At 60.3% G+C, this 25,272-nt stretch carries 25 protein-coding genes; 16 read left to right on the plus strand and 9 right to left on the minus strand.

Annotated features, from left to right (window positions below; translation table 11 throughout):
• Positions 1-106: 106 nt before the first annotated feature.
• From AB4O35_RS06345 to AB4O35_RS06370, 6 genes are all read left to right on the plus strand, one after another.
• A complete protein-coding gene (locus AB4O35_RS06345) occupies positions 107-859 on the plus strand; it encodes a gluconate 2-dehydrogenase subunit 3 family protein (protein ID WP_065875615.1) in 753 nt (250 codons plus the stop codon).
• Positions 860-861: 2 nt separating this feature from the next.
• Positions 862-2,646 (plus strand): GMC family oxidoreductase, encoded by a 1,785-nt coding sequence (locus AB4O35_RS06350; protein WP_065875616.1) that lies wholly within the window; start codon positions 862-864, stop codon positions 2,644-2,646.
• A gap of 12 nt (positions 2,647-2,658) precedes the next feature.
• Complete coding sequence (locus tag AB4O35_RS06355) at positions 2,659-3,957, plus strand: c-type cytochrome (RefSeq protein ID WP_065880360.1); 1,299 nt, start codon at positions 2,659-2,661, stop codon at positions 3,955-3,957.
• A gap of 70 nt (positions 3,958-4,027) precedes the next feature.
• Positions 4,028-5,086, plus strand: a complete 1,059-nt coding sequence (locus tag AB4O35_RS06360; RefSeq protein ID WP_065946098.1) for a PA0069 family radical SAM protein — start codon at positions 4,028-4,030, stop codon at positions 5,084-5,086.
• A 228-nt stretch (positions 5,087-5,314) separates the two neighbouring features.
• The gene (locus AB4O35_RS06365; protein ID WP_065875619.1) at positions 5,315-6,046 is read left to right on the plus strand and encodes a carbonic anhydrase; all 732 of its coding nucleotides are present in this window, start codon (positions 5,315-5,317) and stop codon (positions 6,044-6,046) included.
• 85 nt (positions 6,047-6,131) lie between these two features.
• Entirely contained in the window at positions 6,132-7,679 is a 1,548-nt protein-coding gene (locus AB4O35_RS06370) for a SulP family inorganic anion transporter (RefSeq protein WP_065891267.1), read from the plus strand.
• Between the two features lie 128 nt (positions 7,680-7,807).
• Here the strand turns inward: AB4O35_RS06370 and AB4O35_RS06375 are convergent, their stop codons facing one another.
• Complete coding sequence (locus tag AB4O35_RS06375) at positions 7,808-8,455, minus strand: hypothetical protein (RefSeq protein WP_065875621.1); 648 nt, start codon at positions 8,453-8,455, stop codon at positions 7,808-7,810.
• A gap of 368 nt (positions 8,456-8,823) precedes the next feature.
• On the opposite strand from AB4O35_RS06375, the gene coxB reads away from it, so the two are divergent.
• The 4 genes from coxB to AB4O35_RS06395 are packed head-to-tail and all read left to right on the plus strand — an operon-like array spanning position 8,824 to position 13,129.
• Complete coding sequence (gene coxB / locus AB4O35_RS06380; RefSeq protein ID WP_065880363.1) at positions 8,824-9,951, plus strand: cytochrome c oxidase subunit II; 1,128 nt, start codon at positions 8,824-8,826, stop codon at positions 9,949-9,951.
• Between the two features lie 58 nt (positions 9,952-10,009).
• The gene (gene ctaD, locus AB4O35_RS06385; RefSeq protein ID WP_065875623.1) at positions 10,010-11,596 is read left to right on the plus strand and encodes a cytochrome c oxidase subunit I; all 1,587 of its coding nucleotides are present in this window, start codon (positions 10,010-10,012) and stop codon (positions 11,594-11,596) included.
• A 58-nt stretch (positions 11,597-11,654) separates the two neighbouring features.
• Positions 11,655-12,206 (plus strand): cytochrome c oxidase assembly protein, encoded by a 552-nt coding sequence (locus AB4O35_RS06390; RefSeq protein WP_065875624.1) that lies wholly within the window; start codon positions 11,655-11,657, stop codon positions 12,204-12,206.
• A gap of 35 nt (positions 12,207-12,241) precedes the next feature.
• Positions 12,242-13,129: a cytochrome c oxidase subunit 3 gene (locus tag AB4O35_RS06395; RefSeq protein ID WP_065875625.1), complete on the plus strand. Its 888-nt coding sequence runs from the start codon at positions 12,242-12,244 to the stop codon at positions 13,127-13,129.
• Between the two features lie 6 nt (positions 13,130-13,135).
• Here AB4O35_RS06395 and AB4O35_RS06400 read toward each other — a convergent pair whose 3' ends face one another.
• A complete protein-coding gene (locus AB4O35_RS06400; protein ID WP_016978774.1) occupies positions 13,136-13,339 on the minus strand; it encodes a twin transmembrane helix small protein in 204 nt (67 codons plus the stop codon).
• Positions 13,340-13,367: 28 nt separating this feature from the next.
• Here AB4O35_RS06400 and AB4O35_RS06405 point away from each other — a divergent pair, with 28 nt between their 5' ends.
• The 5 genes from AB4O35_RS06405 to AB4O35_RS06425 are packed head-to-tail and all read left to right on the plus strand — an operon-like array spanning position 13,368 to position 17,291.
• Complete coding sequence (locus AB4O35_RS06405) at positions 13,368-14,132, plus strand: SURF1 family protein (protein WP_065880365.1); 765 nt, start codon at positions 13,368-13,370, stop codon at positions 14,130-14,132.
• Positions 14,098-14,682: a hypothetical protein gene (locus AB4O35_RS06410; protein ID WP_065946116.1), complete on the plus strand. Its 585-nt coding sequence runs from the start codon at positions 14,098-14,100 to the stop codon at positions 14,680-14,682. Before AB4O35_RS06405 ends, AB4O35_RS06410 begins: the two co-directional genes overlap by 35 nt.
• Before the next feature lie 10 nt (positions 14,683-14,692).
• Positions 14,693-15,772: a COX15/CtaA family protein gene (locus AB4O35_RS06415; RefSeq protein ID WP_065946099.1), complete on the plus strand. Its 1,080-nt coding sequence runs from the start codon at positions 14,693-14,695 to the stop codon at positions 15,770-15,772.
• Positions 15,760-16,659: a heme o synthase gene (cyoE, locus tag AB4O35_RS06420; protein ID WP_065875628.1), complete on the plus strand. Its 900-nt coding sequence runs from the start codon at positions 15,760-15,762 to the stop codon at positions 16,657-16,659. The genes AB4O35_RS06415 and cyoE overlap by 13 nt, the downstream gene beginning before the upstream one ends.
• Positions 16,656-17,291 (plus strand): SCO family protein, encoded by a 636-nt coding sequence (locus tag AB4O35_RS06425; RefSeq protein WP_049710752.1) that lies wholly within the window; start codon positions 16,656-16,658, stop codon positions 17,289-17,291. The genes cyoE and AB4O35_RS06425 overlap by 4 nt, the downstream gene beginning before the upstream one ends.
• A 161-nt stretch (positions 17,292-17,452) precedes the next feature.
• Here the strand turns inward: AB4O35_RS06425 and AB4O35_RS06430 are convergent, their stop codons facing one another.
• From AB4O35_RS06430 to AB4O35_RS06440, 3 genes are read right to left on the minus strand one after another with little or no spacing between them, the layout of a single operon-like run.
• Positions 17,453-18,223, minus strand: a complete 771-nt coding sequence (locus AB4O35_RS06430; protein WP_065875630.1) for a MetQ/NlpA family ABC transporter substrate-binding protein — start codon at positions 18,221-18,223, stop codon at positions 17,453-17,455.
• Positions 18,224-18,272: 49 nt separating this feature from the next.
• Complete coding sequence (locus tag AB4O35_RS06435; protein ID WP_065946100.1) at positions 18,273-18,950, minus strand: methionine ABC transporter permease; 678 nt, start codon at positions 18,948-18,950, stop codon at positions 18,273-18,275.
• Entirely contained in the window at positions 18,950-19,957 is a 1,008-nt protein-coding gene (locus AB4O35_RS06440) for a methionine ABC transporter ATP-binding protein (RefSeq protein ID WP_065875632.1), read from the minus strand. The genes AB4O35_RS06435 and AB4O35_RS06440 overlap by 1 nt, the downstream gene beginning before the upstream one ends.
• Before the next feature lie 245 nt (positions 19,958-20,202).
• Here AB4O35_RS06440 and katE point away from each other — a divergent pair, with 245 nt between their 5' ends.
• Entirely contained in the window at positions 20,203-22,365 is a 2,163-nt protein-coding gene (gene katE, locus AB4O35_RS06445) for a catalase HPII (protein WP_256531576.1), read from the plus strand.
• A gap of 100 nt (positions 22,366-22,465) precedes the next feature.
• Here katE and AB4O35_RS06450 read toward each other — a convergent pair whose 3' ends face one another.
• From AB4O35_RS06450 to zur, 4 genes are read right to left on the minus strand one after another with little or no spacing between them, the layout of a single operon-like run.
• Positions 22,466-23,185 (minus strand): PA5502 family lipoprotein, encoded by a 720-nt coding sequence (locus tag AB4O35_RS06450; protein WP_065875634.1) that lies wholly within the window; start codon positions 23,183-23,185, stop codon positions 22,466-22,468.
• A gap of 37 nt (positions 23,186-23,222) precedes the next feature.
• Entirely contained in the window at positions 23,223-24,011 is a 789-nt protein-coding gene (gene znuB / locus AB4O35_RS06455; protein ID WP_049710746.1) for a zinc ABC transporter permease subunit ZnuB, read from the minus strand.
• Positions 24,004-24,783 (minus strand): zinc ABC transporter ATP-binding protein ZnuC, encoded by a 780-nt coding sequence (gene znuC, locus AB4O35_RS06460; protein ID WP_065880367.1) that lies wholly within the window; start codon positions 24,781-24,783, stop codon positions 24,004-24,006. The genes znuB and znuC overlap by 8 nt, the downstream gene beginning before the upstream one ends.
• A complete protein-coding gene (gene zur, locus AB4O35_RS06465) occupies positions 24,783-25,265 on the minus strand; it encodes a zinc uptake transcriptional repressor Zur (protein ID WP_065875637.1) in 483 nt (160 codons plus the stop codon). Before zur ends, znuC begins: the two co-directional genes overlap by 1 nt.
• Positions 25,266-25,272: the final 7 nt, after the last annotated feature.

Raw genomic sequence — 25,272 nt, forward strand, 5'->3', positions numbered from 1 at the left:
GCTGAATCGATTCCCCTTATCCTTAGCCTGCTATCATTTGTAACTATTGATTGCCAAAAAGCTCACTAGAAGCTGATAACCCGTGACCAAATGATGAGGTGCCACCATGTCTGATCAAGATCAAGACAACCCCCGGCGTGACTTTTTGCGCAAATCCTTGACCTTGATCCCGGTGGTCACGGTTGCCAGCACCGGCCTCGGCGGCTCGATGCTGATGGCTACGCCAGAGCCAGCGCAGGCCGCGCCCGCGAAGCCTGCGGCCAGCGACAACGCCTATGAGCCTACGTATTTCACCGCCGAGGAATGGGCGTTTATCAATGCCGCCGTCGAGCGCCTGATTCCCGCCGATGCCCAAGGCCCAGGTGCCCTGGAAGCGGGTGCACCGGAATACATCGACCGCCAGATGAATACGCCTTACGCCAGTGGTGCCCTGTGGTTCATGCAAGGCCCCTTCAACGCTGACGCACCGCCCGAGATGGGCTGGCAGAGCAAATTGGTACCCAAAGAGATCTATCGTCTGGGCATTGCCGCGACGGATGCATGGTCGAAGGCGTTCAACGGTAAAGCTTTTGCTGCGCAAGACAGCGCTACCCGAGACGATATGCTGCGCCGCCTCGAGGCTGGCGGTAGCGAAGTTGCTGCGCATTTCGAGACGGTGCCGCCGAAGATGTTCTTCAACTTGCTGCTGCAAAATACCAAGGAAGGCTTCTTCTGCGACCCGATCCACGGCGGTAACAAAGGCATGGTCGGCTGGACCATGATTGGTTTCCCCGGCGCTCGCGCCGACTTCATGGACTGGGTTGAACGCAACGAGCAATACCCCTTCCCGGCAGTTTCCATCCGCGGTGAGAGGGCATAAACGTGGCGACCATCATGAAGAAAGTAGATGCAGTGATCGTCGGCTTCGGCTGGACCGGCGCGATCATGGCCAAGGAGCTGACGGAAGCGGGCCTCAACGTGGTCGCGCTGGAACGCGGGCCTATGCAGGACACTTACCCGGACGGCAACTATCCGCAGGTCATCGACGAATTGACCTACAGCGTGCGTAAAAAACTCTTCCAGGACATTTCCAAAGAGACGGTGACCATTCGCCATAGCGTGAATGATGTGGCGCTGCCTAACCGTCAGTTGGGTGCGTTCTTGCCGGGCAACGGCGTCGGCGGTGCGGGCCTGCACTGGTCGGGCGTGCATTTTCGCGTCGACCCGATCGAGTTGCGCATCCGCACCCATTACGAGGAGCGCTATGGCAAAAACTTCATCCCCAAGGACATGACGATCCAGGACTTCGGCGTGAGCTATGAAGAGCTGGAGCCGTTTTTCGACTACGCGGAAAAAGTCTTCGGCACCTCCGGCCAGGCCTGGACGGTGAAAGGCCAACTCGTCGGTGAAGGCCGTGGCGGCAACCCCTATGCGCCTGACCGTTCCAATCCGTTCCCGTTGGAATCACAGAAAAACACCGTCTCCGCACAACTGTTTCAAAAAGCGGCTAGCGATGTGGGTTACAAACCCTACAACCTGCCGTCGGCCAATACCTCGGGGCCGTACACCAACCCCTATGGTGCGCAGATGGGCCCGTGCAACTTCTGTGGTTTCTGCAGTGGCTATGTTTGCTACATGTACTCCAAAGCCTCGCCGAACGTGAACATCCTGCCAGCTTTGCGCCAGGTACCGAATTTCGAACTGCGGCCTAATTCCCACGTGCTCAAGGTCAACCTCGACAGCACCAAGCGCAAGGCCACCGGTGTGACGTACATCGACGCCCAGGGCCGGGAATGCGAGCAGCCGGCAGACCTGGTGATCCTCGGCGCATTCCAGTTCCACAACGTGCGTTTGATGCTGCTGTCCGGAATCGGCAAGCCTTACGACCCGATCACCAATGAAGGTGTGGTGGGCAGGAATTTCGCCTACCAGAACATGGCGACCATCAAGGCGTTCTTCGACAAGGACACCCACACCAACAACTTCATCGGTGCGGGCGGCAATGGCGTGGCCATTGATGACTTCAACGCCGACAACTTCGACCACGGGCCTCACGGCTTTGTGGGCGGCTCGCCGATGTGGGTCAACCAGGCCGGTAGCCGACCGATTGCCGGCACCTCCAACCCGCCGGGCACCCCGGCCTGGGGCAGCGCGTGGAAGCGCGCGACCGCCGATTACTACACCCACCAAGTGTCGATGGATGCCCACGGCGCCCATCAATCCTACCGGGGCAACTACCTGGATCTGGACCCGGTTTATCGGGATGCCTACGGCTTGCCGCTGCTGCGGATGACGTTCGATTGGCAAGAAAACGACATCAAGATGAACCGCTTCATGGTCGAGAAAATGGGCAAAGTCGCCGAAGCGATGAACCCCAAGGCGATTGCCGTGCTGGGCAAAAAGGTCGGTGAGCACTTCAACACCGCGTCGTACCAGACCACCCACCTCAACGGCGGCGCAATCATGGGCACCGACCCGAAAACCAGTGCCTTGAACCGTTACCTGCAGTGCTGGGATGTACACAACGTGTTTGTGCCAGGCGCATCCGCTTTCCCACAAGGTTTGGGCTACAACCCTACCGGCCTGGTGGCGGCGCTGACCTATTGGTCGGCCCGGGCGATCCGCGAGCAGTACCTGAAAAACCCCGGCCCACTGGTTCAGGCATAAGGAGCGATGACCATGAAAGCACTTGTTATCGCGACGTTTGCCCTATTCAGCAGCTGCTCGGTAAGCGCGGCTGAGACCGATCTGGTCAAGCAGGGCGAATACCTGGCCCGCGCCGGTGACTGCGTGGCCTGCCACACCGCCAAGGGCGGTAAACCGTTCGCCGGCGGCCTGCCGATGGAAACCCCCATCGGCGTGATCTATTCCACCAACATCACGCCGGACAAGACCGGCCTGGGCGACTACAGCTTTGAAGACTTCGACAAGGCCGTGCGCCATGGCGTCGCCAAGAGCGGTAGTACGCTTTACCCGGCGATGCCCTACCCGTCTTACGCACGTGTCAGCCAAAGCGATATGCAGGCGTTGTATGCGTATTTCATGAAGGGTGTTGAACCGGTCGCCCAGGAGAACAAGGACAGCGATATTCCCTGGCCACTGAGCATGCGCTGGCCGTTGGCGGCGTGGCGCTGGATGTTTGCGCCCGAGGTGGCGGACTACCAGGCGCCCGCCAATGCTGACCCGGTGATCAGCCGTGGTGCTTATTTGGTGGAAGGCCTTGGCCACTGTGGCGCGTGCCATACGCCACGGGCTTTGACCATGCAGGAAAAAGCCCTGAGTGCCACTGATGGCAACGCGTTCCTGTCTGGCAGTGCGCCGTTGGAGGGCTGGATCGCCAAGAGCCTGCGCGGCGACCACAAGGACGGCCTCGGCAGTTGGAGCGAGGAGCAGCTGGTGCAATTCCTCAAGACCGGCCGCAGTGATCGCAGTGCGGTGTTTGGTGGCATGAGCGATGTTGTGGTCCACAGCATGCAGTACATGTCGGAAAATGACCTGACGGCTATCGCCCGTTACCTCAAGAGCCTGCCGGCGGTAGACCCCAAGGACCAGCCGCACCAGTACGACAAGCAGGTGGCTGATGCCCTGTGGAAAGGTGATGACAGCAAGCGAGGTGCGTCGGTGTACATCGACAACTGTGCGGCCTGCCACCGTACTGACGGCCATGGCTACACGCGGGTGTTCCCGGCGCTGGCGGGCAACCCGGTATTACAGACGGCGGATGCCACGTCGTTGATCAACATCGTGTTGAACGGCGGCACGTTGCCGGCTACGCACGCGGCGCCGTCGACCTTCACCATGCCAGCATTTGCCTGGCGCCTGTCGGACCAGGAAGTGGCGGATGTGGTCAGTTTCATTCGTGGCAGCTGGGGCAACCAAGGCGCGCCGGTGAAAGCCAGCGAAGTGGCGGACCTGCGCAAGAACGATATGCGCACCACCTCGGGTGACGACCTGGGACAGGTCACTCAAAAGCACTGACCGCCAAACGGCACTGGTCAGAAACCTTGCGCCTCGATACTGTATATAAAAACAGTACCGAGGCGTTTTCATGTCTACTCCGCTGCCGCCCCGTGGTCGGGGCACGGCCACCAACCTGCACAACCGCTTTGCGCCCACCGTCAGCGTGGTCGAGGACGACGGCTGGTATCAGGAAGTGCCGCCGACCCAGGGCACCGAAGTGCGTATCGAAACGGCCAAGACCATCATCACCCGCAACAACTCGCCGGACTTGCCGTTTGATCGTTCGATCAACCCTTATCGTGGCTGCGAGCATGGGTGTATCTACTGCTATGCGCGGCCCAGCCATGCCTATTGGGACATGTCGCCGGGGCTGGATTTCGAAACCAGGCTCATCGCCAAGACCAACGCCGCGGATGTGCTGGAGCAGCAACTGTCGAAGCCCGGCTACGTGTGTGCGCCGATCAATCTCGGTTCCAATACCGACCCTTACCAACCTATCGAGCGCGAGTACCGAATCACGCGGCAAACCCTTGAAGTGCTGCTGCGCTATCGGCACCCGGTGACCATCATCACCAAGGGGTCACTGATTCTGCGCGATCTCGACCTGCTCACCGAGCTGGCCCGGCAGCGTTTGGTGGCCGTGATGATCAGCCTCACCAGCCTGGACGATGAGCTCAAGCGGATCCTGGAGCCACGCACGGCGGCGCCCAAGGCGCGGTTGCGGGCGATTCGGGTGATGCGCGAGGCCGGGATCCCGGTGGGGGTGCTGTGCTCGCCAATGATCCCGATGATCAACGACAGCGAATTGGAAAGCCTGCTCACCGAAGCCCACGCGGCGGGCGCACAGAGCGCGGCGTACATGATGCTGCGCCTGCCGCTTGAGGTGGCGCCGTTGTTTGAAGAGTGGCTGGCGGCGCATTACCCGCAACGTTCGGCCCATGTGATGAGCTTGGTGCGCCAGGTGCGCGGCGGCGAGGTGTATGACAGCCGCTTTGGTGTACGCATGCGCGGCGAAGGGCCATTTGCCGATCTGCTGGCCCAGCGGTTCAACAAGGCGATCAAGCGGCTGGGGCTCGACCGTCGGGAAGGGTTCAATCTTGATTGCACAGCCTTCTGCCCACCGGGCAGGCAGATGGCATTGTTGTAGACTGACGTGTAAGGCGGCATCCGCCTTGTAGGAATAATCGCCTTTTGACATCACTGAAAGCCGCGTTCTAGAGCGGTTCATTCAGTTTGAGTTAAGTTTCGACGGTTACCTTGTTCAGCGAGTGACTGATGAGTCGGCACTCTGACCGTTGGGCGGTTTACAACTTTTCCAATGGCCTGGCGTCGAACTGACCTGAAAACTCCCCTGCATTAATCAAGAGGATGAATCATGAGTGACAAGGATAAACAGCCGTTGGCTGCGTCGGCTTCAGCCCCTCAGGTGGCGGAAACCGCCGATGCAGCGCTAAAGCATATCGTTGACGGCTTTTTGCATTTCCATCACGACGTCTTCCCCCAACAGGAAGAACTCTTCAAGAAACTCGCCACGGCCCAGAGCCCACGGGCGATGTTCATTACCTGCGCTGACTCGCGCATCGTGCCCGAGCTGATCACACAAAGCTCCCCTGGCGACCTGTTCGTGACGCGTAACGTCGGCAACGTAGTGCCGCCGTACGGGCAGATGAACGGTGGCGTTTCCACCGCTATTGAGTACGCCGTACTGGCCTTGGGCGTGCAGCACATCATTGTCTGCGGGCACTCGGATTGTGGCGCCATGCGTGCGGTGCTCAACCCCGCCAGCCTGGAGAAGATGCCGACCGTAAGGGCCTGGTTGCGACATGCCGAGGTCGCCAAATCCATGGTCGAGGACAACTGCGACTGCGCCAACGAAGGCGAGAGCATGAAGGTGCTGACTGAAGAAAACGTCATCGCCCAGCTGCAACATTTGCGCACCCACCCTTCCGTGGCTTCGCGCATGGCTAATGGTCAATTGTTCATCCATGGTTGGATCTACAACATCGAGACCAGCGAAATCCGCGCCTACGATGCGGATCAATCGACGTTCCTGCCGTTGGGCGGCGATGGGCCGATTCCTTCCGCGACGCCTAAAGCGCGCTTCTAAAACACTTCCCTGTCGGGTAAAGCGGTGGCTGCCATGGATGCAGCCAGGTTTTACCGCGCCCGGCCAATGCCTCGGGAGAGTCATCATGCGTGCTGCTCAATTGAAAGCTGTATTGCCACGAGAGCTGCTCGCCTCGGTGGTTGTTTTTCTGGTTGCCCTGCCCCTGTGCATGGGCATTGCTATTGCGTCCGGCATGCCGCCGGCCAAAGGGCTTATCACGGGGATCATCGGTGGTTTGGTCGTGGGTTGGCTGGCAGGGTCGCCGCTGCAAGTCAGTGGGCCCGCCGCAGGTTTGGCTGTGCTGGTCTTTGAGCTGGTGCGCCAGCACGGGATGATGATGCTCGGGCCGATCCTGTTGCTGGCGGGCTTTCTGCAACTGGTCGCCGGGCGTTTGCGTCTGGGCTGCTGGTTCCGTGTCACGGCGCCGGCGGTGGTGTATGGCATGCTGGCAGGGATTGGCGTGCTGATCGTGCTGTCGCAGATCCACGTGATGCTCGACGGCGCGCCCAAACCTTCGGGGCTGGATAACCTGGCAGGCTTCCCTGCGGCGTTGGCTGAAGCGATCCCGACCCTGGGCGGCGGCCTTGGCTGGCAGGCGGGATTGCTCGGTTTATCGACAATGCTGGTGATGTACACCTGGGACAAATTACGCCCGCAACGGCTGCGCTTTGTGCCGGGCGCCTTGTTGGGCGTGGGCCTGACCACCGTTGTCAGTTTGGTGCTGGCGTTGCAGGTCAAGCGTGTGGAGGTGCCGGAAAATCTCGCCGATGCCATCGACTGGCTGCGTCCCAGCGACTTGCTGAACCTCGCTGATCCGCAACTGTTGATCGCCGCGTTCGCCGTGGCGTTTATCGCGAGTGCCGAAACCCTGCTCTCCGCTGCGGCGGTCGACCGCATGCACAGCGGTCAGCGTTCTGATTTTGACAGGGAATTGTCTGCGCAAGGTGTAGGCAACATGCTGTGTGGCCTAGTCGGTGCCCTGCCGATGACCGGTGTGATCGTACGCAGTTCGGCCAACGTACAGGCCGGTGCCACGACGCGCTTGTCGGCGATGTTCCACGGTGTGTGGCTGTTGGGTTTCGTATTGCTGCTGTCGAGCGTGCTGCAAAGCATTCCAGTGGCGAGCCTGGCGGGTGTGCTGGTGTATACCGGGATCAAGCTGGTGGACATCAAGGCGTTCAAGGCGCTGGGGCGCTATGGGCGGATGCCGATGTTTACCTATGCGGCCACGGCGCTGGCGATCATCTTTACCGACCTGCTGACCGGCGTGCTGGTGGGCTTTGGGTTGACGTTGGTCAAACTGGCGTTCAAGGCCTCACGGCTTAAGGTCAGCCTGATCGACTTGCCCCAGGTCGATGAGATGGAGCTGCGCCTGACGGGGGCGGCGACCTTCCTGAAAGTGCCGGCGTTGACTCAAGTGCTGGCAACAGTGCCCGCTGGGACGACCTTGCACGTACCGCTGAACAACCTGAATTACATTGACCATTCTTGCCTGGAGTTACTGGAGGAATGGGGGCGTGCCAATGCGGCGAAGGGTTCGACACTGGTGATCGAGGCGCGTGGGTTGAAGCGCCGGTTGGAAGGGCGGGTGCGAATGACAACGGGGATAGGTTCGGCGCCATCTGTAAGCTGACGAAACCGGATCAAAATGTGTGCGGGCTTGCTCGCGAAGGCGGAGTGTCAGTCACCGGAAGTGTTGACTGAACCATAGCATTCGCGAGCAAGCCCGCTCCCACATGGGTTTTGCATTGGATCTAAGATCTAGGCCGGCTGATCCAACGCCAACTCAACCCCCAACTGCCGCGACAGGCACGGCCAGCGCTTCCACGCGGCCTCGGTGTTCGGGCTCTTGAGCGTTTCGCGGTAAGCCTCCACCGACTCCAGCGCAAAGCTCTCTTCGTTGAGCATTTCATCCACTGCGTGATGCACCGCCTCATCCAGTTGATTAGCGAATGTTTCGCCAATCAGTTGGTGGGCAATCACGTTAGCCACAGTGGTATCCGCCGGAATCAACGGCTGACCGAAATGCTTGATATACAGATCGTTGACTTCTTCCACCAGGCGATGGGCCAGGTAAGCCTCATCCAGCAGGCCGTCGAGCCCCTCGTGGCCCGCCAGGATCGCAGGCGGCTGCAGGAAGAAATGCTCGGCGATCTTCAGCACCGGTTTGATCTGGCTTTCGATACCGGCCTCGCGGGCCACGTCGTTGGCAGCGTCCAGCAAATCCGGGACGAGGTCGATGTAGGCGGTGACAAAGCGGCTCATGACAATGTTGCGATCACCGTCAGCCAGGGAAATGGCCGAATGCAGGTGCGGCAATTGTTTTTCCAGTTGCTGGGCAAGCTGGCCCGTGCTGGTTTCGTGTTGGTGGGCACGGGAAATCTGCTCGCGCAATGCGGCGGTGTTCATGAAGGCTCCAGTGATGCAGGCGTAGGAAAAGGGAGAGGATAAGGTAGCTCGTTTATACGAGCGCCTCAGACGCATTTGTCATAATTATTTCATGGTTATGCGCAGGCGTTATATCGAATCGCGATAGCGCAGCGCATAAACGATTCCGCAGCCTGTTTCATTAGGCCCAAATGCCTCATTTCAGCTCATTTACCCCTACACATTGCGGGGTTGCAGAGCCTGTCTATACTCGGATTTGTACGCGATTAGCTGATGACGCCAGACTGCATAAGCAGGCAAGGCTAAGCGGTTGTAAGCAGTATGGAAGCCGCTCCCTTCGACGCAGGTGCAAACCGGCGGGATAACAAGAACGATAAGGGGAACCCGCAATGATGCGACATCCACATGTTTGGATGGGCCTCCTGTTGTGGTCAGTATTCGGCCAGGCACATGCCGCCTGGACAACGAATATGGCGCCAGGGGCGACAGAAGTCAGTCACGCTGTGTTCGACCTGCACATGACCATTTTCTGGATTTGTGTGGTGATCGGCATCATCGTGTTTGGCGCGATGTTCTGGTCGATGATCGTTCATCGCCGGTCCACGGGCCAGGTCGCGGCGAAGTTCCACGAGAGCACCACCGTGGAGATCCTCTGGACCGTAGTGCCCTTGCTGATCCTGATCGCGATGGCCATTCCTGCGACCAAGACCCTGATCAATATCTACGACAGCAGTGAATCGGATATCGATATCCAGGTCACCGGTTACCAGTGGAAATGGCATTACAAATACCTGGGCCAGGACGTGGAGTTCTTCAGCAACCTGGCCACGCCCGCCGAACAGATCCACAACCAGGCGACCAAGGGCGAACACTACCTGCTGGAAGTCGACCAGCCGCTGGTGTTGCCAGTGGGGGCCAAAGTGCGCTTCCTTGTGACGGCCGCCGACGTGATCCACTCGTGGTGGGTGCCGGCTTTTGCGGTCAAGCGTGACGCCATCCCCGGCTTCGTCAACGAGGCCTGGACGCGTGTCGAGAAGCCCGGCATCTACCGTGGCCAGTGCGCCGAACTGTGCGGCAAGGACCACGGCTTCATGCCCATCGTGGTCGAGGTCAAGTCCAAGGCCGATTACGAAACCTGGCTCGGCGAGCGCAAGGCAGAGGCCGCCAAGCTCAAGGAGCTGACCTCCAAGGAGTGGACCCTGGAAGAGCTGGTGGCGCGTGGCGACAAGGTCTACCACACCACCTGCGTGGCGTGTCACCAGGCTGAAGGCCAGGGCCTGCCGCCGATGTTCCCTGCACTCAAGGGCTCGAAGATCGCCACCGGCCCGAAAGAAGGCCACCTGAGCATCGTCTATCACGGCAAGCCCGGCACCGCGATGGCCGCCTTCGGCAAGCAGCTCTCGGAAGTGGATATCGCCGCCGTGGTGACCTACGAGCGCAACGCGTGGGGCAACAACAAAGGCGACATGGTCACGCCTAAAGACGTGCTGGCCATCAAGCAGGCGGAAAGCAAATGACCTCTTTCATGGCGTTTACCTCGACCCGCCCTGCCCACTTGCTCTCAGGAGAACGGCCATGAGCGCTGTGATCGATGACCATGGTCACGCTGACCATGCCCACGGCCCCGCCAAGGGTTTGATGCGCTGGGTGCTGACCACCAACCACAAAGATATTGGCACCCTGTACCTGTGGTTCGCCTTCACCATGTTCCTGCTCGGCGGTTCGTTCGCCATGGTGATTCGTGCCGAATTGTTCCAGCCCGGCTTGCAGATCGTCGAGCCGGCGTTTTTCAACCAGATGACCACCATGCACGGGCTGATCATGGTGTTCGGCGCGGTCATGCCGGCGTTTGTCGGCCTGGCCAATTGGATGATTCCGCTGATGATCGGCGCGCCCGACATGGCCCTGCCGCGCATGAACAACTTCAGCTTCTGGCTGCTGCCGGCGGCGTTCCTGCTGCTGGTATCGACCCTGTTCGCCCCCGGAGGTGGGCCGAATTTCGGCTGGACCTTCTACGCGCCGCTCTCCACCACCTATGCACCGGAAAGCGTGACGTTCTTTATCTTCGCCATCCACCTCATGGGCATCAGTTCGATCATGGGCGCGATCAACGTGGTCGCGACCATCCTCAATCTGCGTGCCCCCGGCATGACGTTGATGAAAATGCCGCTGTTCGTCTGGACCTGGCTGATCACCGCGTTCCTGTTGATCGCAGTCATGCCGGTGTTGGCCGGCTGCGTGACCATGATGCTGATGGATATCCACTTCGGCACCAGCTTCTTCAGTGCGGCCGGTGGCGGTGACCCCGTGCTGTTCCAGCATGTGTTCTGGTTTTTCGGCCATCCCGAGGTGTACATCATGATCCTGCCGGCCTTTGGCGCCGTCAGTTCGATCATCCCGACCTTCTCGCGCAAGCCGTTGTTCGGCTACACCTCAATGGTCTACGCCACGGCGAGCATTGCGTTCCTGTCGTTCATCGTCTGGGCGCACCACATGTTCGTGGTCGGTATTCCGTTGGTGGGCGAGCTGTTCTTCATGTACGCCACCCTGCTGATCGCCGTGCCCACCGGGGTGAAGGTGTTCAACTGGGTCAGCACCATGTGGCAAGGCTCGCTGACGTTCGAGACGCCGATGCTGTTTGCGGTGGCCTTCGTGATTCTGTTCACCATCGGCGGGTTCTCCGGCTTGATGCTCGCGATTGCCCCGGCGGACTTCCAGTACCACGACACCTACTTCGTGGTGGCGCACTTCCATTACGTGCTGGTGCCCGGCGCGATTTTCGGCATCTTCGCCTCGGCCTACTACTGGCTGCCGAAATGGACCGGCCACATGTACGACGAAACCCTGGGCAAGCTGCACTTCTGGCTGTCCTTCGTGGGCATGAACCTAGCGTTTTTCCCGATGCACTTCGTCGGGCTGGCCGGGATGCCGCGCCGGGTGCCGGACTACAACCTGCAGTTCGCTGACTTCAACATGGTTTCGTCGATTGGCGCATTCATGTTCGGGGCCACGCAGATTTTCTTCCTGTTTATCGTGATCAAGTGCATCCGTGGCGGTACACCGGCGCCGGCTAAACCGTGGGATGGCGCCGAGGGCCTGGAATGGAGCATTCCTTCGCCCGCGCCGTATCACACCTTCACTACGCCGCCGGAGGTCAAGTGAGCACATTGGTGGCTACTACTCCCAGCTCCCACAGAAAGTCAAAAGCGGGGGTGGTGTGATGGCTGAGTCCGTTCCGCTCAAACGCCTCGTCACCCGCCTGCTGATCCTGGTGGTGGCGATGTTCGCCTTCGGCTTTGCCCTGGTGCCGATCTATGACGTGATGTGCAAGGCGTTCGGCATTAACGGTAAGACCGCCGGGCAGTACGAGGGCTCGCAGGTGGTGGACCCCTCACGCCAGGTGCGCGTGCAGTTCCTGTCCACCAATGCCATCGATATGGTGTGGGATTTTTATGCCAAGGCTGACGAAGTGGTGGTCAACCCGGGCGCGGTGACCGAGATGCTGTTCGTGGCCTACAACCCCACCGACAAACCGATGACGGCCCAAGCCGTGCCGAGCATTTCCCCGGCCGAAGCGGCGATGTATTTCCACAAGACCGAGTGCTTTTGCTTCACCCAGCAAGTGCTGCAGCCAGGCCAGCGCATTGAGATGCCGGTGCGTTTTATTGTCGACCGCGACATGCCCAAGGATGTGAAGCATCTGACCCTGGCGTACACGCTGTTTGATATCACCGCGCGCCAACCGCCCGTGGCTGTCCATACCGGTGGCTAGCTACTGTTTGCCCGCTCAATCAGGAGAGCGAATACATGTCGACTCATGATACGTACTACGTACCGGCGCAAAGCAAATGGCCGATAATTGCCACGTTTGGCTTGTTGATCACCGTGTATGGCCTGGGTCTGTGGTTCAACGACTTGAAGGCGGCGCGCCCGGAATCCCACGGCCCGTGGATCTTTTTCGTGGGTGGCTTGCTGCTGGCCTACATGATGTTTGGCTGGTTCGGCGCGGTGATCAAGGAAAGCCGCGCCGGTTTGTACAGTTCGCAGATGGACCGCTCGTTCCGCTGGGGCATGACCTGGTTCATCTTTTCCGAAGTGATGTTCTTTATCGCGTTCTTTGGTGCGCTGTTTTATGTGCGGCACATGTCGGCGCCGTGGTTGGCTGGCGAAGGCTCAAAAGGCATTGCGCATATGCTGTGGCCAAACTTCGAGTTTGCCTGGCCGTTGCTTAACAACCCTGATCCGAAACTGTATCCCGCGCCGGAGGGGACCATCAGTCCGTGGGGCCTGCCGCTGGTCAATACCATCTTGCTGGTGAGTTCCAGCGTGACCATTACTATCGCCCACCATGCCCTGCGCAAAGGCCATCGCGGCGCGCTGAAGATTTGGCTGGCGATCACCGTGCTGCTGGGCCTGGCATTTCTTGGGTTCCAGGCCGAGGAATATATCCACGCTTATAAAGAGTTGGGGCTCACGCTCGGCTCGGGCGTGTACGGCGCGACCTTCTTCATGCTCACCGGCTTTCATGGGGCGCACGTCACCATCGGCACCATCATTCTGTTCGTGATGCTGATGCGCATCCTGAAGGGGCATTTCAACGCCGAGCACCAGTTCGGCTTCGAAGCAGCGAGTTGGTATTGGCACTTTGTGGACGTGGTGTGGATCGGGCTGTTTTTCTTCGTCTATGTGCTGTGAGGCGCCTTACCACGGCGCATGAGAAACCAGCTGGCCGCTGAAAAAGCCCCAGGCGATCAGCGCCACGGTGATCACGGCCAGTACCACGCGCACGGTCAAGGCGGTGACGAGGCGGTTGGAGTTGCCCTCGTCCTTGACCAGAAAGAACAAGCCACTGAACAGGCTCACGACAGTCGCGATCAGCATCAGGGCAATAGCGGCTTTGAGCATGGTCTGGCTCCAATTGGATGGGCGGGCAATGAAAACAAGTATAGCCAGCGCCATGAAAAGCTTTCGCCCCGGGATTGCGCCGACGCTGGTGGTGTTGGTGCTGCTGCCGTTGATGGTGGGCCTGGGGTTCTGGCAATTGTCCCGCGGCCATGAAAAACAGCTGATGGTGGACAATTATGCCGAGCGGCGCGCGGCTGATCCGATCAGCAGTGCACAGCTCAACGAGCTGGCTGACCCGGCTTTTCGTCGTGTGCGCCTGCGCGGGCAATTCGACGCCGAACACAGTGTGTTTCTCGATAACCGCCTGCGTGACGGCAAGGCCGGCGTAGAGCTGCTGCAACCCTTCCACGACCAGGCCAGCGGCCTGTGGCTCTTGCTCAATCGCGGCTGGCTGCCTTGGCCGGATCGGCGCACGCCGCCCGTCTTTGCCACCCCTGAGCAGCCCTTGAACCTGGATGCCTGGGTGTACGTCGCCCCCGGCGAAACCTTCCAACTGCATGCAGACCCGGCGAGCGCGCAATGGCCGCGCTTGCTGACCGCCCTGCATCCGGCCGCGCTGTGGGCTGAACTGGGGCGCAGCGGTTTCGCCTACGAGCTACGGGCCGAAGCAGGCCCCGGCACCTACGAAACCACCTGGCCCATCGTGGCCATGGGGCCGGAAAAACACCTGGCGTATGCCGTGCAGTGGTTCGCCATGTCGCTGGCCCTGCTGGCGCTTTACCTCTACCTCGGATGGCACAACAAAAAGGAGAAGCCCCATGGGAGCGGCCATGAATCCACTCAACATGTCTGACGTGCCTGATCGGCGCAAAGGCCGTTGGCAGCTGTTGCTGATCCTGATGATGGTGATCGGCCCGATGGCGCTGGCGACCTTCATGTACAAATTGCAGTTCTGGGTGCCGGAAAGCCGCAGCTACCATGGCGAGATGATCGGCAACGGCCAGACCCGCGCCGATATTGGCGTGCAAGCCGATGAGCAGCGTTGGCAACTGCTGGTCACCGCGCCAACTGCCTGTGCCGCGGATTGCCAGCAACTGGTGTACCTCGCGCGCCAATTGCAGATCGGTCTCGGCCGCGACGCCTCCCGTGCTAGCCACGCCTTGGCCAGTACGCAGCCGGTCACCACCGACTACGAGGCCAAGCTCAAGGCTGAATACCCGCAACTGCAGCGTTACCCGCTGGACCTGGCGACCTTCACCAAGGACGCCGGCGCGCCGGGCGATGCACAGCTGTGGATCGTCGATCCCCACGGCAACCTGGTGCTGCGCTACGACGCTAAGGTCAAGGGCAAGGACTTGCTCAACGATCTGCGCCATCTGCTGAAACTGTCGAATATCGGATAAGGGCATCGTCATGGCCAAACCTGGATTTCGCCTCGCGTTGTTTGCCACCTTGCTGGCGCTGATCGTCGTGCTGCTGGGGGCTTATACCCGCCTGACCCATGCTGGACTGGGGTGCCCGGACTGGCCTGGCTGCTACGGTTTTATCAGCGTGCCGCAGAGCGAAACTCAGCTGGCCCATGCCGAACTGCATTTCCCCGATACACCGGTTGAGGCGGACAAGGGCTGGAGCGAAATGATTCACCGCTACTTCGCAGGTACGTTGGGCCTGCTGATCTTGCTGCTGGCGGCGCGCTCGTGGAGGCATCGGCGTGATCCCGGTCAGCCGGTGAAATTGCCGCTGTTTCTATTGGCGGTAGTGTTTGCACAGGCGGCGTTTGGCATGTGGACGGTCACGTTGAAGCTGTGGCCGCAGGTGGTGACGGGGCATTTGCTCGGCGGCTTTGCGACCCTGAGCCTGTTGTTTCTGTTGACCCTGCGCTTGTCGGGCGTGCTGCCTGCGTTGATCGTGCCCAAGCGCCTGCAGTATTGGGCGACGGCAAGCTTGGTGCTGGTGATCGGGCAGATTGCGCTGGGCGGCTGGGTCAGCTCCAACTACGCGGCGGTGGCCTGCGTTGATTTGCCAACGTGCCATGGCGAATGGTGGCCGGCGGCGGATTTTGCCAACGGCTTTCATCTTACCCAGCACATCGGCCCCAATTACCTGGGCGGGCAGCTGGACAGCGAAGCGCGCACGGCCATTCACCTGACCCACCGCATCGGTGCTGTCATCGTCAGCCTGGTACTGCTCGGCCTGGCCTGGCAACTGCGCGCCGTGGGCATGACGCGGTTGGCGGGCTTGCTGCTGATCGCCCTGGCTGCGCAAATCTGCCTGGGCCTGAGCAATGTGGCGTTCGGGCTGCCGCTGGCAGTGGCTGTAGGCCATAACGCTGGGGGCGTTGCGTTGTTGCTGAGTCTGGTGCTGGTCAATTACCACGCTCGCACCAGCCTGGTTCGGGTGCGTAATCAACGGCCGTTCGGCTGGCGTTTCAGCCCGCGCAAACACGTATCGGGCCTCATCACCCTTAAAGGAGAGATGCCATGGCGACCTTGATCGGCGCGCGTCACGGCCAGGCGATCTGGCGTGACTACCTGGAGCTGACCAAGCCGAAAGTGGTGGTGTTGATGCTCATCACCTCGCTGGTGGGGATGTTTCTCGCAACGCGCGCGGGTGTGCCGTGGACAGTGCTGGTGTTTGGCAACCTGGGCATTGCACTGTGTGCCGGTGGCGCGGCGGTGGTGAACCACGTGGTGGACCGGCGGATTGATGCGGTGATGGCGCGCACTCATAAGCGGCCGTTGGCGCAGGGGCGTGTGTCGCCGTTGGCTGCGTTGGCCTTTGCATTGTTTCTGGCTGTTGCGGGATTGGCGCTGTTGCTGGCGTTCACCAACCCATTGGCAGCATGGCTGACCCTGGCTTCGCTGCTGGGGTACGCAGTGATCTACACCGGTTTCCTGAAGCGTGCGACGCCGCAAAATATCGTCATCGGCGGCCTCGCCGGTGCCGCGCCGCCATTATTGGGCTGGGTCGCCGTCACCGGCCATGTCAGTGCCGAACCCCTGCTGCTGGTGCTGATCATCTTCGCCTGGACCCCGCCGCACTTCTGGGCCCTGGCCATCCACCGCAAGGAGGAATACGCCAAGGCCGATATCCCGATGCTGCCGGTCACCCATGGCGAGCACTACACCAAGGTGCATATCCTGCTCTACACCTTCGCCTTGCTGGCGGTGAGCCTGATGCCGTATGTGATTCATATGAGTGGCCTGTTGTACCTTGCGTGCGCGCTGGTATTGGGCGGGCGCTTTCTGCAATGGGCCTGGGTGTTGTACCGTGGCGCTCGGCCGCACGCGGCGATCAACACCTTCAAGTATTCTATCTGGTACTTGTTGCTGCTGTTTATCGCCCTGCTCGTAGACCACTACTTACTGTTGAACCTATGACTCGAACTCAAAAAACTGTCTTCATCCTGGTGGCCCTGGTGGCATTGATCATGGGCCTGACCGTCAACAAAGTGCTCTCGGGCAAAGGCCAGGGCGACCCTACTGCCTTGATCGACGCCGGCATCATCCTGCTGCCGCAAAGCCGTCAGCTACCGCCGGTGACCATGACTAATCAGGACGGCCAGCCAGTGCTGGTCAATGAGTTGAAAGGCAAGTGGAGTCTGCTGTTCTTCGGCTACACCTTTTGCCCGGACATCTGCCCGACGACCCTCGCCCAACTGCGCCAGATCAAGAGCGAGCTGCCCAAGGACGTTGTGGATAAGTTGCAGGTGATCCTGGTCAGCGTCGACCCGCACCGCGACACGCCGACTCAGCTCAAGCAGTACCTGGGCTACTTCGACCCGCAGTTCCAGGGCCTGACCGGCGCGAACGTGGAGGATGTGCAGAAGGTTTCGAATGCGGTGAGCATTCCGTTCATTCCGGCGGATACCAGCAAGCCGAACTACACCGTCGACCACAGCGGCAACCTGGCGCTGATCGGGCCGGATGGGACGCAGCGTGGGTTTATCCGGGCGCCGTTGAACAATCAGAAGCTGGTGGTGCAACTGCCGGTGTTGCTACAGCGTAAATAAGCCGGACGCCAATTCAGCCTACACCACAAAACAAATGTGGGAGCTGGCTTGCCTGCGATAGCGGTGGGCCAGTCAACATATTCTGTGACTGACGCTCCGCCATCGCGGGCAAGCCCGCTCCCACATTTTTTGATCTCCAGTGTCTGGGAGATCGAGTTGGATCAGAACGCCGGCTTGATCGCGCCTTTGTACTTCTCTTCGATGAATTTCTTCACTTCCGGCGTGTGCAGGGCTGCGACCAGCTTCTTCACAGCGTCCGAGTCTTTGTTGTCTTCGCGGGTGACCAGGATGTTCACGTAAGGCGAGTCGCTGCCTTCGATGACCAGGGCGTCCTTGGACGGGTCCAGCTTGGCTTCCAGCGCGTAGTTGGTGTTGATCAGCGCCAGGTCAACCTGGGTCAGCACGCGCGGCAGGGTGGCGGCTTCGAGTTCGCGGAACTTCAGGTTTTTCGGATTGGCGGTGATGTCCTTGATGGTCGACAGGATGTCTGTCGGATCCTTCAGGGTGATCAGGTTGTGCTTGGCCAGCAGCAACAGCGCGCGGCCGCCGTTGGTGGCGTCGTTCGGGATCACCACGTTGGCGCCATCAGGCAGCTCAGCGAGGGTTTTGTATTTGCTGGAGTAAGCGCCCAGGGGTTCCAGATGCACACCGGCTACGCTCACCAGGTGAGTGCCCTTGGTTTTGTTGAACTCATCCAGGTACGGCTGATGCTGGAAGAAGTTGGCGTCCAGGCGCTTTTCAGCGACCTGTACGTTCGGCTGCACGTAGTCGGTGAAGACTTTGACCTGCAGGTCCACGCCTTCTTTGGCGAGGGCAGGTTTCACGAATTCCAGGATTTCCGCGTGCGGGACCGGCGAAGCGGCGACCGTAATGGTCTCGGCGTGGGCGGAAAACGCGGCAACGGCGGCGAAAGCAACCAGTAGTTTTTTCATCCAGCAAGCTCCTTGTTCGGGCATGGCCGGCGGGGGCCGGCAATGGCCGTTATTTTCGAGAATAGTGCGTCACCAGCTTATCGCCGATGGTCTGCAGAATTTGTACCAGCACGATCAACATCACCACGGTGACGACCATGACGTCGTCCTGAAAACGCTGGTATCCATAACGAATGGCCAGGTCACCCAAGCCTCCGGCGCCCACTACACCCGCCATCGCGGTGTAGCCTACCAGTGCGATCGCAGTGACTGTGATTGCAGCAATGATACCGGGCTTAGCCTCCGGCAAAAGCGCCTTGATGATGATCTGCCGGGTGGTGGCGCCCATTGCTTGAGTCGCCTCGATGATGCCGCGATCCACTTCGCGTAGGGCGGTTTCCACCAGCCGTGCGAAGAACGTCGAAGCACCTACCACCAGCGGTGGAATCGCGCCGGCCACGCCAAGCGACGTGCCTGTGATAAAGATCGTCGTAGGGATCATCACAATCAGCAGAATGATAAATGGCAGAGAGCGTATGGCGTTGACCACGAATGCCAGTACTGCGTAGGTGGTCTTCTGCTCCAGCAACTGTCGGGGGCTGAAGAGAAACAGCAGAACACCCAGCGGCAGGCCCACCAGCACGGTGAACAGCAGCGAGGTACTGAGCATCAGCATGGTGTCGCCGGTGGCAACCCAGATGTCAGCCCAGTCAACTTTGTCGAAGTAATGCAGTAATAAAACGTCCATTAACGCAGGACCTCCATGTGCACATCGGCTGCGGTAAAGCGGGCGAAGGCCGCTTCCATGTCACCGCCGGTGATGGCCAGGGTCAATTGCCCGTAGGGGATGTCTTTGATGCGGTCGATACGACCGGCAAGGATGCTGTAGTCCACACCCGTTTCACGGGCGACGGTACCCAGCAAAGGCGCGTAGGTCGATTCACCCTGGAACGTCAGGCGCACGATGCGGCCTGGGACGTGGGCGAAATCATCGCGTTGCTCTCCTTCATCGACCTGCTCGGATTCTTGTACGAAGCGCTTGGTGGTCGGGTGCTTGGGGTGTAGGAACACATCGGCGACCGAGCCTTGCTCGACGATCACGCCGGCGTCCATCACCGCCACCTGGTCGCAGACGCGGCGGATCACGTCCATTTCATGGGTGATCAGCACGATGGTCAGCTTCAACTCGCGGTTGATCTCGGCCAGCAGTTGCAACACCGAAGCGGTGGTTTGCGGGTCGAGGGCGCTGGTGGCTTCGTCGCACAGCAGGATCTTTGGCTTGGTCGCCAAGGCACGCGCGATGCCGACGCGTTGCTTCTGGCCGCCGGACAACTGCGCCGGGTACTTCTTGGCGTGGTCCGACAGGCCGACACGGGCGAGTAACTCGGCGACGCGTAGGTCGATTTCCTTGCGCGACAATTCGCCGGCCAGGGTCAGTGGCAGTGCCACGTTGTCGGCAACGGTCTTGGACGCGAGCAGGTTGAAGTGCTGGAAGATCATCCCAACCTGCTGGCGGAAACGGCGCAGGCCGTTGGCGTCCAGGGCGGTGACTTCTTCGCCATCAACGGTGATTTGGCCGCCACTTGGTTCTTCGAGGCGGTTGATCAGGCGCAGCAGGGTGCTTTTGCCTGCACCGGAGTGGCCAATCAGGCCGAACACCTGGCCGTTTTCGACACTCAGGCTGGTGGCATGCAGCGCGGGAATATCCTTACCGGCGACGCGGTAAGTTTTATGGACGTTATGAAACTCGATCACGTAGCGAACCTTGTGGGGCGCATGGAAAAGGGATCAGCGGTTAGCCGGGCGCGCATTTTAGCCTGTCCGTATAGCGTTTCTTAGCATTTATTTCGCATTCAACCAGCGATTTGGCAATAACGCGATCAAAGGTCATAAAAAAGGAACGGCCCAAAACCTCATCAGTCACTACTTAAGCAACGCGATATCCCAGGTGCCGTGCCTGGGGTTTTTGCTCAAACGAGCCGGGGATCGCTCTGGCCACTTTGAATAAGGAGTTTTGTCTGATGAGTACCAAGAAGCCAGCCACCCCGTCGAAGAGTGAACTCGCGGGCACCGATACCCTGGACCGTGGCAACACCAACGCCAAGCTGCAGGCCCTGGAGGAATTCCGTTCCGATGCGACCGGCCAGGCCCTGCGTACCAACCAAGGCGTCAAGATTTCCGATAACCAGAACACGTTGAAAGTCGGCTCCCGTGGCCCGTCGCTGCTGGAAGACTTCATCATGCGTGAAAAAATCACGCACTTTGACCATGAGCGCATCCCGGAGCGCATCGTGCATGCCCGTGGGACGGGCGCTCATGGCTTTTTTGAAACCTATGCAGACCACTCGGCGCTGACCAAGGCCGGCTTTCTGCGCAATCCCGGGCAGAAAACCCCGGTATTCACGCGCTTCTCTACCGTGCAGGGCCCTCGCGGCTCAGGCGACACGGTGCGCGATGTACGCGGTTTCGCAGTGAAATTTTTCACCGACGAAGGCAACTTCGACCTGGTTGGCAACAACATGCCAGTGTTCTTCATTCAGGACGCGATCAAGTTTCCCGACTTTGTTCACGCCGTGAAACCTGAACCCCACAACGAAATTCCTACTGGCGGTTCGGCCCACGACACGTTCTGGGATTTTGTTTCGCTGGTGCCGGAGTCGGCGCACATGGTGGTGTGGGCAATGTCCGACCGCGCCATTCCCAAAAGCCTGCGTGCCATGCAGGGCTTTGGCGTACACACGTTTCGCCTGATTAATACCGAGGGCAAGTCCAGCTTCGTGAAATTCCACTGGCGTCCAAAAGTGGGCACCTGCTCGCTGGTGTGGGACGAAGCGCAGAAGCTGGCCGGTAAAGACACCGATTACCACCGCCGCGACCTGTGGGAGTCGATTGAAACCGGCGATTACCCTGAGTGGGAACTGGGTGTGCAGATCGTTGCAGAAGAGGACGAGCATAAGTTCGACTTCGACCTGCTCGACCCGACCAAGATCATTCCCGAAGAACTGGTGCCGATCACGCCGCTGGGCCGGATGGTGCTGAACCGCAACCCGGACAACTTCTTCGCTGAAGTCGAGCAGGTCGCCTTCTGCCCAGGCCATATCGTGCCGGGTATCGACTTTACCAATGACCCGTTGCTGCAAGGCCGTCTGTTTTCCTACACGGACACCCAGATCAGCCGCCTCGGTGGTCCGAACTTCCATGAGATCCCGATCAACCGCCCGGTCGCGCCGAACCATAACGGCCAGCGCGATGCCCTGCATCGCACGGTGATTGATAAGGGTCGTGCTGCTTACGAGCCGAACTCCATCGACGGCGGTTGGCCGAAAGAAACGCCTGCCGGCCCGACCGACGGCGGTTTCGAGACCTACTACGAGCGTGTCGATGCGAACAAGGTGCGTGAGCGCAGTGAATCGTTCGGCGACCATTTCTCCCAGGCCACGCTGTTTTTCAACAGCATGAGCCACCACGAGAAAGAGCACATCATCGCCGCCTACAGCTTTGAATTGGGCAAGGTCGAGCGCGAGCATATTCGTGCGCGTCAGGTGAATGAAATCCTCGCCAATATCGACCTGGAGCTGGCCAAGCGCGTTGCGCAGAACCTGGGTCTGCCGGCGCCGAGCAAAGGCACAGTAGCGCCACGTGAGACTTCGGTCAAAGAGTCCCCGGCGTTGAGCCAGGTGAACTTGCTGTCGGGCGATATCAAGACCCGCAAGGTGGCGATCCTGGCAGCAAACGGGGTTGATGGTGCTGCCATCGACGCGATGAAAAAAGCGCTCGCAGCAGAAGGCGCGCATGCCAAGTTGCTGGGGCCAACCTCGGCACCGGTCACCACGGCGGATGGCAAATCGCTGCCGGTGGATGCGTCCATGGAAGGCATGCCGTCGATTGCGTTTGATGCGGTATTCGTACCGGGCGGCGCGGACTCTGTGAAAGCGTTGAGTGGTGACGGTGTTGCGCTGCATTACGTGCTGGAGGCCTACAAACACCTGAAGGCAATTACGTTGGCCGGTGAGGCCAAGCAGTTGCTGGACGTGCTCAAGCTTGAGGCGGATGCAGGCTTGATCGTGGGCGGGGATGCCAAGGCGTTCAAGGCGTTCTTCGCGGCGATTGCGCAGCATCGGGTTTGGGATCGTGAGCCTAAGGCCAAGGCGATTCCGGCTTAAGTCATTGGTTGTTTGTTAGATCGTCATCGCGGGCAAGTCCGCTCCCACATTTGAATTGTGAACACATTCAAGTGTGGGAGCGGGCTTGCCCGCGATGCTGTTAGTCCGCCTTGCGCGGAATCAGCACAACCTGCGCCGGAATGTGTTTCAAAATCTGCCGGTGAATCTTCAGGTCATACCCCGAATCAATACGCTTCACCCGTTTGGTCAGTAACGTGGCCAGCCACGGGTAATCCTCGGTGCGCGGTGCCTGGATGCTCACGTCGCACTGGTAATTCACGACGTCGGTGGCGATTGCATCCAGCTGATGGCGCAGTGCTTCGATGTCGGTGAGGTTCAGTGCCACGGTGGTGCTTGGCGCTGCCGGGTCGATGACCTTGGCGGCGGGCTTGGTTTCAGCGGCTTTCAGAGCGGCTTCGGCTTTATCCAGCTCGGCTTTGCGGGCGTGGCTGATGGCGCTGTTAACGCCGCCAGTAAGTGCCGGTGCCTTTGGCATCAGCGCACGCGCACGGCTTAGCGCGGTGGCAGCTGCGTTAACGTCACCTTTTTGCAACACGATCTGGCTGCGCTGCAGGTAGGCCTCGGCCAATTGGCGTTGGTAGCCCTCAAGCGTCGGGTCGTTGGGCGACTGGGCTTGCAGGGTAGTCAACTGATCTTCGGCGGTAGCCAGCTCGCTGCTGGCCAGGTTTTGCTCCAGCTGCGCGATGGCCACAGCGCGTGCGTCCGGTGCCTGTTGGGCGGCGGGCGGTGTGCTTTGACAGGCGCCCAGCAGCAGGGAAAATGCGGCAAGGAGCAGATAACGTGCGGTGAACGGCTTCATTCCTGCGACTCTCTATTTGCGCAAAAAGCGAGCAAGTCTACACCCCTCGACGGGGCAGGACAAAACTCAGCAGAAACAGGGCGGCGGCCGTGACCACAATCGATGGCCCGGCAGGCGTGTCCTTGAACCAGGACAGCGCCAAGCCCCCGCACACTGCAAACATTCCCAACAGGCTGGCGCCGATCGCCATTTGCTCCGGCGAACGGGCATGGCGTTGAGCGGCGGCGGCGGGAATGATCAGCAGCGACGTGATCAACAATACGCCGACAATCTTCATCGCGACAGCAATCACCACGGCGATCAACAACATCAGGGCCATGCGCAGGGCCGGCACAGGCAAGCCTTCTACCGTGGCCAGCTCTTCATGCACGGTGATCGCCAGCAGTGGGCGCCACAGGGCTACCAGCAACACCAGCACGGTCGCGCTGCCGCCGAGGATCCAGGCCAAGTCAGTGGGGCTGATCGCCAGCAGATCGCCGAACAGGTAGGCCATCAGGTCGATACGCACTTCGTGCATAAAGCTCAGCACCACCAGGCCCAAAGACAGGGTGCTTGGCGCCAGGATGCCCAGCAGGGTATCGGAAGCCAGTGGCTGGCGCTGTTGCAGGGTTACCAGCAGCACCGCCAAGAGCAGGCAACCCACGGTCACGGCGATGGTCGGGCTTACATCGAGCAAAAAGCCCATGGCCACGCCCAGCAATGCGGCATGCGACAAGGTGTCGCCGAAATACGCCATGCGCCGCCAGACCACGAACGAGCCCAACGGACCCGCAACCAGTGCCAAAGCCAAGCCTGCCAGCAGGGCGTAGAGCAGAAAATCAGCCATGCTTGCAGCTATCTCCATGAACGTGAGGGGTAGAAGGATCCTCCACGACCGCGCCATGCAGGTCATGCGCGTGGTCGTGGTGGTGGTGATAGATCGCCAGGCTCTGCGCGTTTTTGCCGAACAGCTCGACGAACGCGGGGTCGCCACTGACCTGTTCCGGGTGGCCGGAGCAGCACACGTGTCGATTGAGGCAGACCACTTGGTCGGTGGTGCTCATCACCAAGTGCAAGTCGTGGGACACCATCAGCACGCCGCAGCCATGCCGGTCGCGCAGGCGCGTGATCAGGCTGTACAGCTCGGCCTGGCCGGCGACGTCGACGCCCTGCACGGGTTCATCCAGTACCAGCAGTTCCGGCTCGCGCAACAAGGCGCGGGCCAGCAGCACGCGCTGCATTTCGCCGCCGGAGATGCTTTGCACCGGGCTGTCGATCACCTGTTCGGCGCCGACTTCCTTGAGCGCTGCCTGCGCGCGGGCACGGTCCACGCCCGGCACCAGACGCAGGAAGCGCAACACGGAAAGCGGCAGCGTCGGGTCGACATGCAGCTTCTGCGGCATATAGCCGACGCGCAGCTTGGGCTTGCGCCAGACGCTGCCGGTGTCGGGCTTGAGCAGGCCGAGCACGGCGCGCACCAGTGTGGTCTTGCCGGCGCCGTTAGGGCCGATCAGGGTGACGATCTGCCCGGGTTCGACGCTCAGTGCGATGTTATCCAGCACGTTTTGCCCGGCGAACGTGACCCCGACTTGTTCCAGGCGGATTAACGCATTGCTCATCAAGCCCCCTGGCAGCCCGAGCACAGGCCGACTACTTCGACCGTTTGCCCTTCGACCGTAAAGCCGACATCGGCAGCGCTGCTGATAATGGCGTCGCTGATGCTTTTTTGTTCAAGTTCGATGGCGGCATGGCACGCGCGGCAGATCAGGAATTGACCTTGATGCGCGTGTTCCGGGTGGTTGCAGCCGACAAAAGCGTTGAGCGAGGCAATGCGGTGCACCAGGCCGTTTTCCAGCAGGAAATCCAGCGCACGGTAGACCGTGGGTGGCGCTGCGCGGCGGCCGTCCTGCTCGCTGAGCACCCCGAGAATGTCGTAGGCGCCCAGTGGCTTGTGGCTCTGCCACACCAGTTCCAGTACACGCCGACGCAAGGCGGTCAGGCGCAAACCCTTCTGTGCACAGAGGGTATCGGCCTCCGACAGCGCGGTATGCACGCAGTGGGAGTGGTCGTGGGGACGGCTGGCAAGCGGTGTAATAGGCATGAGCGGC

The sequence above is a fragment of the Pseudomonas sp. H1_A03 genome, assembly GCF_054685145.1.